Annotated in this window: 12 protein-coding genes and 2 pseudogenes; 10 read left to right on the top strand and 4 right to left on the bottom strand. The window is 44.5% G+C overall.

Annotated elements, in window-relative coordinates; all coding sequences use genetic code 11:
- The 5 genes from RIG27_RS26285 (at position 1) to RIG27_RS26265 (ending at position 8588) form a co-directional block, all read left to right on the top strand.
- Entirely contained in the window at positions 1-1977 is a 1977-nt protein-coding gene (locus tag RIG27_RS26285) for a P-loop NTPase fold protein (protein ID WP_446350120.1), read from the top strand.
- Positions 1978-2179: 202 nt separating this feature from the next.
- Complete coding sequence (locus RIG27_RS26280; protein WP_446350118.1) at positions 2180-4771, top strand: DNA translocase FtsK; 2592 nt, start codon at positions 2180-2182, stop codon at positions 4769-4771.
- 313 nt (positions 4772-5084) lie between these two features.
- Complete coding sequence (locus RIG27_RS26275; RefSeq protein ID WP_446350116.1) at positions 5085-5915, top strand: SAM-dependent methyltransferase; 831 nt, start codon at positions 5085-5087, stop codon at positions 5913-5915.
- Between the two features lie 461 nt (positions 5916-6376).
- A complete protein-coding gene (locus RIG27_RS26270) occupies positions 6377-7240 on the top strand; it encodes a ParA family protein (RefSeq protein ID WP_446345388.1) in 864 nt (287 codons plus the stop codon).
- 409 nt (positions 7241-7649) lie between these two features.
- Positions 7650-8588, top strand: a complete 939-nt coding sequence (locus tag RIG27_RS26265; RefSeq protein WP_446342115.1) for a ParA family protein — start codon at positions 7650-7652, stop codon at positions 8586-8588.
- 185 nt (positions 8589-8773) lie between these two features.
- Here the strand turns inward: RIG27_RS26265 and tsaE are convergent, their stop codons facing one another.
- Together tsaE and RIG27_RS26255 are read right to left on the bottom strand one after the other, a co-directional pair.
- Positions 8774-9232: a tRNA (adenosine(37)-N6)-threonylcarbamoyltransferase complex ATPase subunit type 1 TsaE gene (gene tsaE, locus RIG27_RS26260; RefSeq protein WP_446350113.1), complete on the bottom strand. Its 459-nt coding sequence runs from the start codon at positions 9230-9232 to the stop codon at positions 8774-8776.
- 12 nt (positions 9233-9244) lie between these two features.
- Positions 9245-10615 carry a gluconeogenesis factor YvcK family protein gene (locus RIG27_RS26255; protein ID WP_446342111.1) on the bottom strand — a complete coding sequence of 457 codons (1371 nt, stop codon included), beginning with the start codon at positions 10613-10615 and terminating at the stop codon, positions 9245-9247.
- A 326-nt stretch (positions 10616-10941) separates the two neighbouring features.
- On the opposite strand from RIG27_RS26255, the gene ruvC reads away from it, so the two are divergent.
- From ruvC to RIG27_RS26230, 5 genes and pseudogenes are all read left to right on the top strand, one after another.
- Entirely contained in the window at positions 10942-11463 is a 522-nt protein-coding gene (gene ruvC, locus RIG27_RS26250; protein WP_446350111.1) for a crossover junction endodeoxyribonuclease RuvC, read from the top strand.
- Between the two features lie 67 nt (positions 11464-11530).
- On the top strand, positions 11531-12697 hold the full coding sequence (locus RIG27_RS26245) for a DUF58 domain-containing protein (RefSeq protein ID WP_446350109.1): 1167 nt from the start codon (positions 11531-11533) through the stop codon (positions 12695-12697).
- 289 nt (positions 12698-12986) lie between these two features.
- Positions 12987-14235 (top strand): annotated as a pseudogene (locus RIG27_RS26240) (RNA-guided endonuclease InsQ/TnpB family protein).
- Between the two features lie 132 nt (positions 14236-14367).
- On the top strand, positions 14368-14733 hold the full coding sequence (locus tag RIG27_RS26235; protein ID WP_446342103.1) for a ferredoxin-thioredoxin reductase catalytic domain-containing protein: 366 nt from the start codon (positions 14368-14370) through the stop codon (positions 14731-14733).
- A gap of 69 nt (positions 14734-14802) precedes the next feature.
- On the top strand, positions 14803-15216 hold the full coding sequence (locus RIG27_RS26230) for a DUF309 domain-containing protein (protein ID WP_446342101.1): 414 nt from the start codon (positions 14803-14805) through the stop codon (positions 15214-15216).
- Between the two features lie 211 nt (positions 15217-15427).
- Here RIG27_RS26230 and RIG27_RS26225 read toward each other — a convergent pair whose 3' ends face one another.
- Both RIG27_RS26225 and RIG27_RS26220 read right to left on the bottom strand, forming a co-directional pair.
- A complete protein-coding gene (locus RIG27_RS26225; protein ID WP_446350106.1) occupies positions 15428-15943 on the bottom strand; it encodes a CAAD domain-containing protein in 516 nt (171 codons plus the stop codon).
- 413 nt (positions 15944-16356) lie between these two features.
- A pseudogene (locus tag RIG27_RS26220) lies at positions 16357-16836 on the bottom strand (6-carboxytetrahydropterin synthase); the annotation flags it as partial.
- Between the last annotated feature and the right edge of the window lie 142 nt (positions 16837-16978).

Genomic DNA, 16978 nt, shown 5'->3' with positions numbered 1-16978 from the left:
ATGGCAACTATTGATGAAATTATAAAACAAGAAGTCAACCCTTTTGATCCGGTAACCTTTAAAACCGGAAACTTTTGGCGAGAAGATCAACAAGTCGCCGCCACAGTTGATTCAATTCACCAAGAAGCAATTACTCAGGTGACTGAGGTTCTCCGATTAGTCGCCAGAGATCAGCGGACACGGACGATATTACTGGATGGAGACTCGGGTTCAGGGAAAAGTTATTTATTAGGACGTCTTAAAAAAAAGCTTAACCCTGACGCTTTTTTTATCTATATTGATCCCTGGGCAGATAATCAGCATATTTGGCGACATACGTTGCGCCAAATGGTAGATAGTCTGATGCAAAAGCCTGAAGGACAAGAAAGTTCTCAATTAATTCTTTGGTTGAAAGGACTATCAGCGTTTAAAGATCGCAGCATGATGAAGAGAATCCTGGGGGAACGAGGACTTTTTATTCGCAATTTTAGAAGCACTTATCCCTCGGGTATTTATCAGGCAAGAGATTTCTTTGGTGTATTGTATGGTCTCACGAATCCGGATTTATATTTTTTGGCTTGTGACTGGTTGCGAGGAGAAAATTTAGATCGAGATGACCTCAATGCATTAGGGGTTAATCAGCCTATCGATAATGAAGAAGCCGCGCGGGGAATAATCGGCAACTTTGGCAGAATTTCAGCATCGACAAAACCCATTGTTCTCTGCTTCGATCAAGCGGAAATGACACCGAAGTTTGCTGATGGAATTCCCAACTTACAATCCTTATTTAATCTTAATAGAACGTTCCACAATCAATATCTTAAAAATATTCTGGTTATTATCAGCATTGTAACGAATCAATGGAAGGTGAGTAAAGAACGTCTCGAACAATCCGATTTAGCCGGAATTGAAAAACAAGTTCGTCTAAAATCAATAAACCTTGAACAAGCTGAAGCCCTCTGGATAACCCGACTCTATTCCCTGCATGATCAAGCGACTCCTAAACCCGACTCTCCCCTTTATCCTCTCCAGAAACAAGCATTGGAGCAAAAATTTCCTGGGGGTAGAGCCAATTTGCGAAATGTATTAGGACTTGGCGGAGAATTATTTATTGAACATAAATTAGGTCATAAACCACCAATAGAAGATGCCGTTGCCACTTTTAAATTAATTTGGCTTAAAGAATTCCACAAAACCCAACAAAAAGTCGAGCGAATTCGTCAATTTTCATCGGTTGATCTGACACAAATGTTGCAACAGGCAATGAACGCCTTGCAGATCAACACTGACCCTCATCTTTTAAATCATGCTAAGTATAGTAGTTATTCCTTCAGTTATCAGCATCCCGATAAAACTGAACGACTAGGAATTTTCTGGAACGAAGAACCCAACATGACAAGCTTCAATGCAGCGATGAACGCCTGCGAAAAAGACCTGAAAAAAAACTGTTGTGATACTCTGATTCTGGTTCGAGCCGAAAAACTGGGTCAAGCCAAGAATAAAGGATATAAACTATTCAAAAAACTCTTCAACGGCTCACCGCCTCGTCATCTTACCCCCCATCTCGACTCTATCCATTATCTGAGAACCTATCAGCTTTTAGTCAACTCCGCCGGTGCTGGGGAATTAGTCATTCACCAACAAACCCTCGATCTCCCTACGTTAGAAAAATTGATTCGAGACTCTCACGTTTTACAGAATTGTCCATTGTTACAAGACATAGGAATTGTATCTAAACCCATTATTAAGCCTGAACCCGATTTAATAAAAATCAAAGACTTCCTCTTAAACCTCGTCAAAACCCAATTCATGATTGGACGGCAAAAACTCGTTGATTTAACCATGCAAGACTTCTCCCATATCGATGAATCCCAAATCAATCAGCAAATTCAGACACTCTGTCAAGAAAACCAAATCACCCTCATCCCCCCTGACGCTAAACCCCAAGATCAATCCGTCTGCTGGAAACCCCAGACTAAAAACAATACATCCCCCTAACTTAAATAATACTGACTCAAAACTCGTTGTCAGCAACGTGACTATTTATAACCCAAATAGAGCAAAACTAAACCTCGCTTACCCCTCTGCGCCCTCTGCGCCTACCTCTGCGTTACTCTGCGTTAAAAAAATCTGCCCATTTATCTCAGGTTGTATGGCGCTAAAGCGCAACTACAAACTTCTGCGTTAAAAAAATCATCCTATGTACCTCACCACCCCCAATGAAATCCGCCAAATTATATCCCAACTCACCCCCTATCCAACTCTCTGGCTAGACACAGAAGTCGCCGACTGGCAAACATCAAACCCCAGACTTTCCCTAATTCAAATATTAGCAGATCCCACAGACAGAACAGGCGATCGCGCTTATGTTTTTGATGTCCTCGATAACCCCGATATCGTCAGGGATTTCGTCGCTCAGATTATGGTGAATCCCGACATCGAGAAAGTCTTTCACAACGCCAGCTTTGACCTAAAATTTCTCGGCGGTAAACACCACGCCCAAAATATCACCTGTACATTCAAACTCGTCCGGAAACTGACGAAAAAATCCCGCAAAAATCCCCTGCAAGTCTCCAACAAACAACTCAAAACCCTCGCCGTCGAACTCTGTCACTTCACCAACGTTGATAAAACTGAACAAAGCAGTGATTGGGGACAGCGCCCCCTCACCCCTAAACAACTGCACTATGCCAAAATGGACACGGTTTATTTAGCTCATGTCCATCACTATTTATTACAATTAACACAGCCGCCTACTCCACCCCCAGTCGTGATGACACCAAAGCAACAAACAGAAACAGTAGAACATCCTCCCTTCAGTGCAACTAAAGTGCGTGTGGCGTTTGAATGTCCGCGTTTATTCTATTTAAAACAACATTTTGATGGGAACACTCTATTTATTCCACCGGGTCAATCTATCGGAATTGGTACTGCATTTCACACCTTAGCCAAAGCCTTTATCCAACTGGCTCAAGCAGATTCTCACTTTTCCGACTTATTAGAACCGTTCGCTGATCAATTAAATCACGAATCTGTAACACTGGGGATGCAGCAGTTATTTTATCAGCAGGTATTTTTCCCCTACATCGAATCCCATCCTGAAATGGCGACGGTATTGCCAAAACTGTGGCAAGGCTTAACTGCTTTAATCCAGCGTTGGGTGGAATTATTAGTGGTGAATCGCCGCTATTGTTTGCATGAAACGGTGATTAATCAAACTTTTATTTTGGAGGAACATAAGCTGAGTTATCGTTTTACTCTCCCCAATGGAAGAGTCCAAGAAGTAACGGGGCGATTTGATAGTTTAGTGTTTAATTTTGAACGCAATCGTCTCTGTTTAGTTGATTATAAAACCTACGAACCCGTTGACCCATCAGCGCAGTTGGCTCAAGTAGCACTCTATGGTTATATGCTCAATAAAACGAAAGGAGTGCTGGTTGATTCAGCGGTGTATTGTGTTCTCCCAGAGTTTAAGGAGTATGCTTATTCTTGGGAACAGTTGGAAGCGGCTGTCCATGAGTTGATTCCCCATAAGTTACAGCAAATGCAGGACTGGGTGAGTTGGCGACAGACTCATTCAAATCCGCCGCCACTCACGTCGAATGCTCACTTGTGTGAAATCTGTCCTCAACAGGAAACCTGTCAAACCTACTTTGAAGTAAAGAGTACGGATACACAGCTAAGGAAAGGGGAAGATGAGGGGACTTCTGATGGCGCTGAAGTGTCTACGACAAAGGGTGATGGCGCTAAAGCGCTGACTACGAACGGTGATGCGATCGCGCAACAGTTAGTTGAGACGTTACAATCCTTTAAGATAGATGTGACTTGTGTGGGAACCGCCGTTGGTCCAGCCTTTATCCGGGTGAAACTGAAACCCAGTCTGGGGGTAAAGATTAGTGCTTTGCTGAGATTATCGGCTGATTTACAGGTACAATTAGGGATTACCAATCCTCCCCTGATTGCGCCCCAACCTGGCTATGTCAGCGTCGATTTACCGCGTCCAGATCGACAAGTGGCGCGGCTTGAGAATTATATCACATCCCGGACGCCATCAGCCCATGCCCCCGTAAAAATTGCCATTGGTGTGGATTTAGATGGGAAACTCGTCGAAGCCGACTTATCGGATGCGAATACCTGTCACTTTTTGGTGGGGGGAACAACTGGAAGCGGGAAGAGTGAATTTTTGCGATCGCTCCTGTTATCCTTACTCTATCGCCATTCGCCCCAGCAGCTTAAAATCGCCCTCGTTGATCCCAAGCGTGTCACCTTTCCCGAATTCGCGCAAATCCCCTGGTTGTACGCTCCCATCGTTAAGGATAGCGAAGATGCGATCGCGTTGATGGAAAGTTTAGTCACAGAAATGGAACGGCGTTATCAGCGATTTGAGCAAGCCGGATGTTCTCATCTCGATGCTTATAATCAACAGAATAACCCACCCTTACCCCGTCTTGTCTGCATCTTTGACGAATATGCTGACTTTATGACCGAAAAAGATATCCGCAATGCTTTAGAATTGAGTATCACACGGTTGGGTTCAAAGGCGAGAGCGGCGGGTATCCATTTAATTATTGCTACTCAACGTCCAGAGGCGAGGGTGGTTACACCGATTATTCGGTCAAATTTACCAGGAAGAGTGGCGTTGCGGACAGCTAGTGAAGCGGATTCCGAGATTATTTTAGGCGGGAGACAATCGGAAGCGGCTTATCTTTTGGGGAAAGGAGATTTACTTTATAAAGTTGGGGCAAATTTGCAGCGGTTGCAGAGTTTATTTGCCCAAAGGATTGAATTGTGAAAACGCAGAGGTAAGCAGAGGTTTTAATATCATTTCCGGTTGAATACCCATAATTACGGTGAGGGGGGAGTAGGGGCTTAGTTACCAGGTCCCTACATTTTTATTAGGGGTGATGGGTCCGGACATCATATAACGCAGAGGTAGGCAGAGGGAGTGCGAAAGTTTTGTGTGGGGGAGGGGTGAGGGGTTCAGGATTATCATTTTGTTTTGACCCAAATGTGACTCAAACAGCCTCGGCTGAGTCATGCAATGAACGGATTGCTACGTTGTCCGGATATAGAGTATTATTAATGAGGCGAATGACATTCAAGTTATGGGTTTCTTTGATAATCTTGTCCAAGAGTTTGAAAAAAATCCTGAGATTAAAACTGCTTTTGGCGAACATATTCACTGGGGGTATTGGCAGAATCCCCAAGATGCTGTTGGTAATTTGGTTGATTTTGCACAGGCGTCGGAACAACTTTCTCTCTTGGTTCTGGAAGTCGCTGATTTACAACCCCGAAATACAGTTCTTGATGCTGGGTGTGGTTGGGGTGGCACAATTGGGTTAGCGAATAAACTTTATCATGACCTTGAATTAATTGGCATTAACATTGATGCCGAACAAGTTCAACAGGCTAAAATTAAACATGAATCACTTCATGGTAATCACCTCTGTTTTCTTGAAGGAGATGCTTGTTCCCTTCCTGAAACATTACCTACGCTTGATTGTGCTTGGGCGTTAGAATGTATTTTTGCTTTTCCTTCACGCCAAAAATTCTTTACTCAAGTTAATCAAAGATTAAAAGATGGAGGTAAATTAATTGTCGTTGATTTTTTAATTGCTGAACCTATTGTTAAACTGTGGCAGTTTGTAGAAGCCAAAATATTGAGTCAAATTATCACTCAATCTTACGGCAAAAAGGCGACCAGTCAAGTCGAATTTATTGGATTAAAAGATTACCAAGACATAGCCAATCAAACTGGCTATATCCTCACAGAAAGAAAAAACATAACTAAAAATGTCCAGCCAACTTATCGTGCCATTGCTCCCACTATTATACGTTCTTTAAACGACTGGATTGCCGTGAGAGGACTAGAGTTTTTTAGTCAACTTAATTTGATTACCTATGAGTTGTTAATCTTTGAAAAAGTTGCTAAATAGGAAAAATTAAGTCGGTAGAAACAAGCAAAGTTAATTGTTTATTTTTTTATTCGTAATTGAATGTAAGGAATAAAACGAGGGTCATTAATGTCATTCCCCAAAGCAGCTTCTAGTTGTTCAACGTTTTGATAAGGAATAGATACTCTTTTAACCAATCTTCAAGTGTTTCTGTTTCTTGTCGATAAAAAATTGATTTAATGGTATTGGTATTTTATCCCCTAGTCCTTACCTGTATATTTTTTGGTGTAAGGGAGAGTTTCACTCTTATATTTTGCACGGACATGACTTGAGGTTTACTCATACCTATATGGCAGTGCAACAAAAGTTTAAATTATCACGGTCTAAACTATAGCATTTCGTTTTGACCCAGATGCGACTAAACTCACCCCAACTAATGTCTCCCATCTCCACGGTATAAGGCAGAGCAGACTATGATAGAACTATTGTCAATATAACCATGAATGGGCAACGTTATTTCAATCGTCAATATGAAAGGGGGTGTGGGCAAAACCACACTCACCGTCAACTTGGGGACAAGTCTGGCTAAAGAACATGGGATGCGAGTCTTAATCGTTGATCTCGATACCCAGATTAACGCGACTCTCAGCCTAATCCCTCCGGTACAGTTTACGAAATGCCGCAAACAAAAACGCACGCTACAACAATTAGTTAATCAAGCCTTTCAATCCCATTCGTTGTCGTCTCTGCTTGTTAACGAGGTGATTGTCCCCAACATTTGTCAGGTCAAAGGATTGGACTTGATCCCTGGTAATATCGAACTGTACAACGATTTCTTATTAGCTACCCAGATTTATACACAAGCCCATAGCAATCAGCAAGACTTTGAAAAAGGCTGGAATCATCTGGAAGATGCGTTAGTGAAGCGGATTATTCAACCGATTGTCTCTAATTATGACTGGATTCTGCTGGATTTTCCGCCAGGAGATAATTTGCTGACGCGCAGTGGTATAATTGCCAGTGACTTTTATCTGATTCCCGCCAAGCCTGAACCTTTATCGGTTGTAGGGATGGGGATTTTGGAAGGTCGCATCAGAAGATTAAAGCAGAGCGATCGCGCTACACTCAATTTACTGGGTATTGTCTTTTCTTCCCTGGGTCATGCAACGACGATGGCGGCAAAAGTAAAGAAGCGAGTCCGTTCTGATTTTGGTGACGATAAAGTCTTTATCACCGAAATCCCCACCAATGTCGCCATCGCTAAAGCCGTTGATGAGTTTCAACCCGTGGTTCTTACTGAACCCGCTTCCACGGGTGCTAAAGCGTTTACCGAGTTAACCAAAGAATTTCTCCAGCGAATTGCTTAGCCTGCGTCAGTGAGTCGGGAAGCTGGGAGAGATGGTGGAGATGGTGATAACTGTAAGGGATAGAGACGCAGGGTTGTAGGGGCGGGTTTTACCGATAACATTTTGCCACAAACCAACAACTTGACTAAACCCGCCCGTCTGGTTAAAACCGGGGGTAAAAACCGGGGGTAAAAACCTACCCTGTGATAATTATACCCTTGGGGCGGGGCGGGTTTAGTTACTTATGGGTGGGGAAAGAAACGATAGGTGTGAAACCCGCCCCTACAGAAACTTATTCACTTGATGGGTAAAATCGCTTACCATAGTAGACTGTTGCCGAAAGCTAGGGAAATTTCAGACGCAATACAGCGTTGATAATCTAGGCTGGCTGATACCGAACTGGGTAACGTTTCTCCAAGAGGATTTTATCATGGGATTTGTCATTGCCACAGTTAACATGAAAGGCGGCGTTGGAAAGACGACGCTAACCGTCAACTTGGCAACTTGCTTGGCGAAACAGCATCAAAAACGGGTTTTAGTGGTTGATTTAGATACCCAAATCAGCGCTACACTCAGCTTAATCGCCCCTCAAGATTTTGCTAAATCCAGAAAAGCGAGACGCACGCTGAATCAGTTAATTGATAAGGCAATTCGTCCCAATCGCCACGCCAAACTGACGATTCAGGATGTGATTCAATCTTACGTTTGTTCGGTAAAAGGATTGGATTTATTGCCCGGAGATATTGATCTGTATGATGAGTATTTAGTCTCCGAGATGCTGCATCAAGAAGCCAGTCGCGAAGAGACTCCCAATTTTAATCAGGTGTGGAATCGGTTTGAGCGGCTGTTGATTAAAAGTATTTTAGAACCGGTTATTGATAACTACGACTTTATTATTTTAGATTGCGCTCCTGGCTATAATCTGTTAACCCGTAGCGGTATTGTTGCCAGTGATTTTTATTTACTTCCGGCTCGTCCTGAACCTTTATCGGTTGTGGGAATTCAACTTTTAGAACGGCGGATTGCCAAATTGAAGGAGAGTCATAAGTCTGGCACATCTCTCGACTTACAGTTATTAGGCATTGTCTTTATTTTATCCGGAGGATTGCTGGGTCGATATTACAAGCAGGTGATGAATCGGGTAACAGAAGATTTTGTGCCGACGCAATTGTTTAAGAATCGCATTCCGATGGATGTGAATGTAGCTAAGGCGGTTGATAGTTTTATGCCTGCGGTTATCGCTTCTCCCAATTCTTCAGGGGCAAAAGCGTTTATGCGGTTGACAGAAGAATTTATCGAGAAAATAAATGCCTATCAGAATGAGTTTAAAAAGGGCTCTAATAAAATGAATTTGGCGAATTTGGAGTGATTTGTCCTTAGTCTTTTGTCCTTGGTCATTCGTCCTTTTTCGTCAGGAGGAAATTGATAATTTGGACGGGGCGGGTTTAGTGACATCTGGGTGACAATAAATGATAATGGTGAAACCCGCCCCTACGAACTGTTTTATCCTTGCTTCTTAATAATCTAAAAGCTATGGATAAGTAAAAGCTATAGCTATAGTTCTATCGCCGCATCAGATTTCCCCGTTGAGACAGAAATCAGTTGGGCTTGACGTCCACCTTCACTTAAATAGGTTAAATTCAAATGCAGATAAGATTCTGGTAAATAGGGTAATCGATCCGCCCATTCGATCGCGACGATTCCCAAGGGCATTTCCACGCCTTCCCAATAGCTTTCTATGTCTAACGCGGCTAAGGCTTCAGGTTCTAGGCGGTACAAATCTAGATGATAGAGGGGAATACGTCCTTCTGGATATTCGTTAATCAGAGTAAACGTGGGACTGACGATCGCGTCGGTGATTCCCAAGCCTGCACCCATTCCCTGCACCAGTGTGGTTTTACCCGCACCTAAATCCCCCTCTAGCAAAATCACAGTACCTGCGGGCAAAGATTCCCCCAGACGAACACCTAGCGATCGCGTGGCTTGTGCATCGGTTAGACGGAATTTAGTCATTCCTTACCCCTTTTACATCAGATGAGCGCGACTATACCAACGCAGTAACACCCGTGCTAACTTTTCTGGATTATGGCGCACTAGATTCGTGTGCTCATCTTCATCCATGACATTCGCTAAAACAATGCGGCGTCCTAACTCCTCGGTTGCTTCGCGATCCAGAAAAACCGGGTGGGAATTGACTTGGGCATACTTAATCAATGCTTCGGCAGAAGGCACTTTTCGATGCACCAAAACCGCATCAAACAAAGAGTGACCACAACCATTGTCCAGGGCGCGAATATGATCAGCAACCGTATATCCGTCCGTTTCACCCGGTTGAGTCATGATATTACACACATAGATTCGGGGAGCAGTACTTGCCGCGATCGCATCCGTAATTTCTGGCACTAACAGATTCGGCAGGATGCTGGTATACAGACTACCCGGACCAATAATAATGTAATCGGCTTCGTGAATCGCTTTGAGAACAGCGGGAAGAGCTGGAGGATTTTCTGGCGTGCAACCCATCTTGACGATTTTACCATTGGCAGCCGTAATATTCGATTCGCCTTCAATCCGACGCCCATCTTCTAATTCTGCCCAGAGACAGACATCACTCAATGTCGCGGGAAGAACTCGTCCTCGCACCGCTAAAACTTCAGAACTGGCGGCAATTGCCCGTTCTAAGTCCCCCGTAATCTCGCTCATTGCCGTCAAAAATAAATTACCAAAACTGTGACCTACTAGACCATTCCCCGCTGAGAAACGGTATTGAAACAGTTCGGTTAATAGTTTTTCTTGGTCTGCTAAAGCTGCCAAACAGTTGCGAATATCTCCCGGAGGCAGAACCCCAAATTCTTGCCGCAGCCGCCCAGAGGAGCCGCCATCATCGGCTACGGTGACAATGGCAGTGATATGGGCGCTGTAAATTTTCAGTCCTCGGAGTAAGGTAGACAACCCAGTACCGCCTCCCACGACGACAATTTTCGGACCACGATACAGGCGACGATGGGCGATCAGCACGTCTACCAGTTCTTCATCGCCTCCGGGTTTTAATGCCTCCGTAATCGAACCCACCGTCCGGGTTTGTCCCCAGAAGATAAACATCAGACCACAAATAATCGCGATCGGTCCGGATACATAGTTGGGAATAACCGTGGTGATGGTTTCCAGAATGGTGGACGTGAGTTGGATTAAGTAAAAAATGGGGGTCAGCTTTGCCCAAATCGCTACCCCCAGACTCGTTAGTAGTACACCTATGGCACTGAGAAGCAACCAGCGTTTGACGAATAGTCCAGGGGCTAACCACTTAAACCACCGATTCACTTGTCGGGGCGTCCTACCTCTTGACTCGTTATGCAGGGTTCGTAGAGCGCGTTTGAGGAGACTAATTGAGGACATTGCTGATACCAGAAACGGAGAACAAAACTGGATAGACTTTAGCTAAGAGCAGGGCAATTGCTCAAGTCCTTGACGGGAGGTGTAGGATTGTCTGCTGTCAACTGTGCCATATTCTTTTATTAGCTGGGAGGATGGGTTGGTCAGGATACATTTTGGAAATTATACCGGGACGACTGATTAATCCAACGGAGAACGTCAATAATCACAACGACTAGAACACCTGTCGGTGTCATCGAAGTCGATGCTAGAATTCTTCAAAACTGTAACACGAGATACACAATCATCCGTCATGCACTAGACTGGTGTTCTAGGAGACAGCAAGGTAGATGGGAAAGCGAATTTTAGGACTAGACCCAGGGTTAGCGATTTTAGGCTTTGGGGCAATTATCTGCCAAGCTGAAGTTAAACAAATGACCAAGGTTCGGGGAAAATCAACATCTGAATCTGTACAGTTATTGGATTTTGGTGTAATTCAGACGCCAGCGCGGACGGAACTGGGAAAGCGACTCTGTACAATTTACGAAGATTTACATACTATCCTGGAGCAGTGTCAACCGGATCTAGTTGCCGTAGAGAAGCTGTTTTTTTACCGGATGGGTAATACAATTACTGTGGCTCAGGCACGGGGGGTTGTCACCTTGGTGTTAGCCCAGCATCAGGTGCCAATGGTAGAGTTTACACCTGGACAAGTGAAGCAAGCATTGACAGGTTATGGGAATGCAGACAAGCACGAGGTACAGCAAGCGGTGGCGCGAGAGTTAAATTTAGAGAGTATACCTAAGCCAGATGATGCCGCAGATGCTTTGGCGGTGGCGTTAACGGCATGGTTTCATCAATCAGAATGTTAATACCCTCGCTTGAGCGTGATAGGAGTTCTGCTGCCTTGAGCAATACCAACATGTAATTTGATATCAGATGGGAATCATTACTCGAATCACGGATTGGTTAGAAACCCATTGGGTCACTCCTGCTTATGCTGGATGGATATTAGCAGGTATTGCGATTTGTTTCTTTGGTGCGGCGACCAATACTATGTCAGGGTGGCTGTATGTCATCAGTGGTATAACGTTTGCGCTATTGGGGTTAGCTGTCATTTTACCGCCGCGATCGCTACGTCATCTTCAAGTCCACCGACATCCCCTCTTTCCAGTTAGTGTGGGTGACGAACTCACCATTGAAATTGATATCGAAAATCCCACCCCTAAACCCAAAACATTATTACAAGTTCAGGACATTCTCCAATCGGAACTGGGAAAACCCGTGCAAACCGCGATCGAAACCATTGCGCCGAGGGGGGTCTATCACTGGGTTTATTTCCATTCCACCACTAAGCGGGGAGTCTATCACTGGCATGAAATCCAACTAAGAACTGGAAACCCCTTAGGATTATTTTGGTGTCGTCGTAGCCGCCATGCGCCAGCCACAGCGATTGTGTATCCTACAGTATTACCCTTAACCAGTTGTCCAATCGTTGACGAAATTGGCACAGATGATAGTCTACAACTGTTAAGCGATCGCCGTTCTCAATCCGCCACAGAAGACCTGACGCGATCGCTACGACCTTACCGAGTGGGTGATCCAACTCGTCTTATTCATTGGCGTACCAGCGCCCGGTATGGAGAATTGATGGTACGGGAGTTAGAAGTCTTTACGGGGTCTCAAGAAATTGTCATTTGCCTCGATAGTGCGGTAAGTTGGCAATCCGAGGATTTTGAATCAGCCGTTATTGCTGCTGCTTCCCTCTATTTTTATGCCTGTTCTCGCCAGCTTGACGCTAGACTCTGGACAGCTAGAACCGGATTATTACACGGTAATCAAGTTGTATTAGAAGCCCTAGCTGCAACCCAACCGGGAGAAGATGCAGACGCTGGTGATCCTCCCCATCTTCCGTTAATTTGGCTCACCCAACAATCCCCCAGTCTCAATTCCCTTCCTCCGGGTAGTCGTTGGTTATTTTGGTCTCCATCCACAGTAGCCCAACCTGACCGACACACTTCAGGACTGACCAATTGCGCGGGTCAAATTATTGATAAAGAGGAACCCTTACAACGTCAGCTACAACAGTCCCTTAGCCGGATTTAACAAGTTTTGAGTTTCCTGTAGGGGTGGGTTTCACTGTAGGGGCGGGTTTCACTACTAAAGTTTTTTACTTCACTCAAATGCGACTAAACCCGCCCCGGCTACATCTGAAATACCCCTATCAAGGTGTGGGGGTTTGGGGGAGCAATAGAACCCCGTCCTCAGCGAAACGAGGTGGAGCAGGGCGGGGATGCCTTCACTCCCCCAAGCAAAAAGCGGGTATTCAATATACCTGTTTTTTGCTATTCTTAGTGTCCTATTTTAAAATAAGCGACATAGTATTGAAGACGCCATGTTAGTATTTGAGGCAAAATTACGAGGAACAGACGAGCAGTACGCCATCCTAGATGAGATGATTCGCACTGCTCGCTTTGTGCGTAATAGTTGCCTCCGATACTGGATGGATAACAAAGGGGTTGGTAGATACGACCTCAATAAATATTGCAAGGTTCTCAGAGAACAGTTTGAATGGTGCAAGAAGTTATCGGCTCAAGCTTGTCAGGCTAGCGCCGAGAGAGCTTGGAGCGCCATTGCTAGATTCTTTGATAACTGCAAGAAAAAGGTTCCAGGTAAGAAAGGTTTTCCCAAATTTAAAAAACATCAAACTCACGGCTCTGTCGAGTACAAGGTTGATGGATGGGTACTATCGGATGACCGATTAACCATTACGTTTAGGGATGGCTTCAAGGCTGGAACCTTTAAGATGTGGGGTACTCGTGACTTGCACTTTTACCAAAAAGAGCAAATTAAGCGAGTTCGTGTTGTGCGTCGGGCTGATGGATACTACGTCCAGTTTTCCATTAACCAAGAACGTAGAGAACATCATGAACCCACCAACCGCATGGTAGGCATAGATGTTGGTCTAAACCATTTCTACACTGACTCCGATGGCAATAAAGTAGAGAACCCTAGGTTCTTGAGAAAGTCTGAAAAGGCATTAAAACGCGCACAGAAGCGTGTGTCTCGTAGAGGTAAGGGTTCCAAGAATCGTCTCAAAGCCATCAAGCAGCTAGGCAGAACGCATCTCAAGGTGTCAAGGCGGCGTAAAGACTTTGTGGTTAAGACTGCAAGGGCGCTTGTCCAGTCGGCAGACTTGGTAGCCATTGTAGACGCGGCAGCGGCTTGCCGAAGGCTAGACCTAAAAGTGCGGAACATGGTAAAAAACCATCATCTAGCCAAGTCAATATCTGACGCTAGTTGGACATTATTTAGGCAGTGGTTGGAATATTTCGGGAAGGTGTTTGATGTGCCAGTAATTGCTGTTGCACCTCATTACACGTCCCAGGACTGTTCCAACTGTGGAGAGGAAGTTAAGAAAGCTTTGTCCTCCCGTACTCATAAATGTCCGCATTGCGGTTATTTGGACGACCGAGATGTGAATGCTGCCATTAATATTTTGATGAAAGCATTACAGGGACTAGCTCAACTACCGAGGGGCACTTCGTTTAGTTACGCCTGGGGATGAGATGACCCGCTGCTTGGAGGGGGAAACCCCAAAAAGTAAGGTTGCTCGTAGAGCCAGGAAATCTCATCAGCAATGATGGGAATCCCCACCTTCAACGAAGTAAGGTGGGGAGGATGTCAATTTCCGTATCCGGTAGAAGGCTTGCGTTAAAATGCAAAGAAAAGTGAACGATCACACTAAAGAATAGGGTATCTAGCGAATTTAACTTATGAGTACATCAGAAAGCACAAATCTTTCCAGTGAGAAAACACTGGCAGCAATGAAGAATTTTGCCGAAACTTATGCTAAACGAACTGGCACATACTTTTGTGCTGACCCCTCGGTAACGGCTGTCGTCATCGAAGGATTAGCTAAACACAAAGATGATTTAGGTTCACCCCTATGTCCATGCCGTCATTACGAAGACAAAGAAGCTGAGGTGAAAGCTACCTACTGGAATTGTCCTTGCATCCCCATGCGTGAGCGCAAAGAATGCCACTGTATGTTGTTTTTGACACCAGACAACGAATTTTCTGGAGAACAGCAGGAAATTACCATTGAGGAGCTTCAATCCGTTCGAGATAGCATGGCTTAATTGTCTTTAAGTCATTGGTCATTTTCAACTCTAAATGACCAATGACTCATAATCTGGAATTGATCACCTATGACTAAGCAATTTTGGCAAGGTGTCGAGCAATTTAATCAACAGGAATTTTATGCCTGTCATGACACCTTAGAGGCATTGTGGATGGAGGCAGCCGAACCAAACAAACAGTTTTATCAAGGTATATTACAAATTTCGGTAGCCTGCTACCATCTCAATAATCTTAACTGGCGTGGCGCTGTCATCTTGCTTGGGGAGGGAATTAGACGCTTAGGTGACTACCAACCTATTTATGAGGAAATTCAGGTTACAGAGTTAATTAGCAATAGTTATCAGCTTTTGCAAATCCTGCAAAAAACCGGAGCAGAAGGCATTTCTGATTTAGTGAAGTCATTAACGGCACATCAACTCAGTGAGGAGGGGGCGTCAGAAATTGTTCGTTTACCTAAAATTATTCGAGTTAATTTAAGTTAATTGTAGGGGTGGGTTTAGCCATAAAGTTGGCTGATCACCAATAGCTTATAAACAAAGTTATCAGTCAACTGTAGGGGCGGGTTTAGCCACTAATTTTAGCTTGTCACCAATAGCTTATAAACAAAACCCGCCCTTATTAATAAGTCCCAGGACTGGTTTTTTAGAATTATCCCCACCCAAATCCGAGATTCAGGTAGGGATAAGGAGTAAGTTAACTCTGAGTCGAGTCTTTGCCAAGCAATTGTCCTTTAAGAGAATCAAACTCTTGAGCCAATTCTTGGCGACTTTCAGCTTTCCAAAGATAACGGGCAATAAACCAGATTGTGTAACCAATCCCAACAAGTTCAAAAATTGGGGCTAATAAGGGAATGTCGTTAATGGCATCCAGTACAGCTAGGGTAACATACACGGTGATAAAGCCAGCTATCACTAGACCAATCAAAATGATGGCTTGTTGGTACTCGTAATAAAATGCACTGATTATCGCCGGAAGTTTGGACAGGAAGTCAAACACAGGCTGTACCCATTCCTGCCAAGCTTGATCCGTGGTTTGACCCGCAGCGGGAAGCTTGGCTTGATTATTAGCCGGGAGTTGGGCGACTGTCCCAGGTTGGTCAACATTGACATCTACTTTAGACTCTGGGCTTTTTGTAGCGTCGGCTTGAGCTGTCTTGACCTCTGGGGGATTACCCTCAGTATATTCGGATTTTTGTGGATTCGGTTCCATAGTTCCTCTACTGTGACCTCAAGTAGGACATTTTATCGTTTGTCTGAGCAGGATGGGTATAATAGGCAGAATATTAAGCTTTCGCCTATCTTACCAAAAGTTTTCTCATGACTTCGGTGGAAGCAAAAAACTGATACTCAAACTCTGCCATACCTGGCTCATTTACCTCAATCAGCGAGAATGATCCCGCTACAATCTTTGATTTAACGGTGGGAGAATGTCAATGTTCCCCTCTTCTATTCACTCGTTACGTGAGTGGGAAAGAAGCATCCGGAAGCCAAACAGCACCCAGATCCCCGACTTCTCTAAAAAGTCGGGGATCTATACTCTTAACGACTATGGAAGGCAGAAGCAGGGGTTTGCTCGCTGACTAATAGACCAACATCATCATAGAATAGATATGATGCTTCTCCCTAAACAAATGTGAGAACAGGAGATGCGATCGCGTCCGGTTCTACCGATGATATTTCACCTGTACAATAGACTTCACAGGAGTTATTGGGGCTTTCAATGAGTTTAACTTTATGCAGTTTCGCTCCTAATTTTTGGATTGGTGACTGGAGCAATTGCCGAATATAGATGGCAATATTTTCTGCCGTCGGCACAACCTGGTCAAAGTAAGGGATGTCTTTGTTCAGGAAGGTATGGTCAAAGGGCTATACGACATAATCATCGATTACCTTCTGCAACGCTCCCAAATCGACAATCATCCCGGTGCGCGGGTCAATTTCCCCTTTTACGGTAACCTCTATATGATAATTATGTCCGTGACCGTTCGGGCGAGCGCATTTGCCGTAGATTTCACAGTTTTGGTCATAACTGAGTTGGGGATGAGCCAGCCGATGAGCGGCGCTAAAGTTGGTCGATACGGTGAGATATGCTTCCATTCCGTTTCGTGACGTCCTCCTACACCGACCCTACGGGTACGGTTGTAGGCTTCCTTTGGGGTTCCGTTTCAGAACGACGCTTCCGGCGTTTTATAGTGGGGAATACGCAAGAGCCCACTTCTTGCTTATCGCCAGAGAAACTGTAGTT

It is taken from the genome of Coleofasciculus sp. F4-SAH-05, from assembly GCF_040222985.1.
GTDB classification, from domain to species: Bacteria; Cyanobacteriota; Cyanobacteriia; order Cyanobacteriales; family Coleofasciculaceae; genus Coleofasciculus; species Coleofasciculus chthonoplastes.
The sequence above is the reverse complement of the archived record's forward strand: the minus strand, read 5'-3'. Positions and strand labels throughout refer to the sequence as shown.

Excerpts from the sequence above, each read along its gene's own strand:
- RIG27_RS26285 (WP_446350120.1), top strand. The coding sequence starts at position 1 with ATGGCAACTATTGATGAAATTATAAAACAAGAAGTCAACCCTTTTGAT.
- RIG27_RS26280 (WP_446350118.1), top strand. The coding sequence starts at position 2,180 with ATGTACCTCACCACCCCCAATGAAATCCGCCAAATTATATCCCAACTC.
- RIG27_RS26275 (WP_446350116.1), top strand. The coding sequence starts at position 5,085 with ATGGGTTTCTTTGATAATCTTGTCCAAGAGTTTGAAAAAAATCCTGAG.
- RIG27_RS26270 (WP_446345388.1), top strand. The coding sequence starts at position 6,377 with ATGGGCAACGTTATTTCAATCGTCAATATGAAAGGGGGTGTGGGCAAA.
- RIG27_RS26265 (WP_446342115.1), top strand. The coding sequence starts at position 7,650 with ATGGGATTTGTCATTGCCACAGTTAACATGAAAGGCGGCGTTGGAAAG.
- tsaE (WP_446350113.1), bottom strand. The coding sequence starts at position 9,232 with ATGACTAAATTCCGTCTAACCGATGCACAAGCCACGCGATCGCTAGGT.
- RIG27_RS26255 (WP_446342111.1), bottom strand. The coding sequence starts at position 10,615 with ATGTCCTCAATTAGTCTCCTCAAACGCGCTCTACGAACCCTGCATAAC.
- ruvC (WP_446350111.1), top strand. The coding sequence starts at position 10,942 with ATGGGAAAGCGAATTTTAGGACTAGACCCAGGGTTAGCGATTTTAGGC.
- RIG27_RS26245 (WP_446350109.1), top strand. The coding sequence starts at position 11,531 with ATGGGAATCATTACTCGAATCACGGATTGGTTAGAAACCCATTGGGTC.
- RIG27_RS26235 (WP_446342103.1), top strand. The coding sequence starts at position 14,368 with ATGAGTACATCAGAAAGCACAAATCTTTCCAGTGAGAAAACACTGGCA.
- RIG27_RS26230 (WP_446342101.1), top strand. The coding sequence starts at position 14,803 with ATGACTAAGCAATTTTGGCAAGGTGTCGAGCAATTTAATCAACAGGAA.
- RIG27_RS26225 (WP_446350106.1), bottom strand. The coding sequence starts at position 15,943 with ATGGAACCGAATCCACAAAAATCCGAATATACTGAGGGTAATCCCCCA.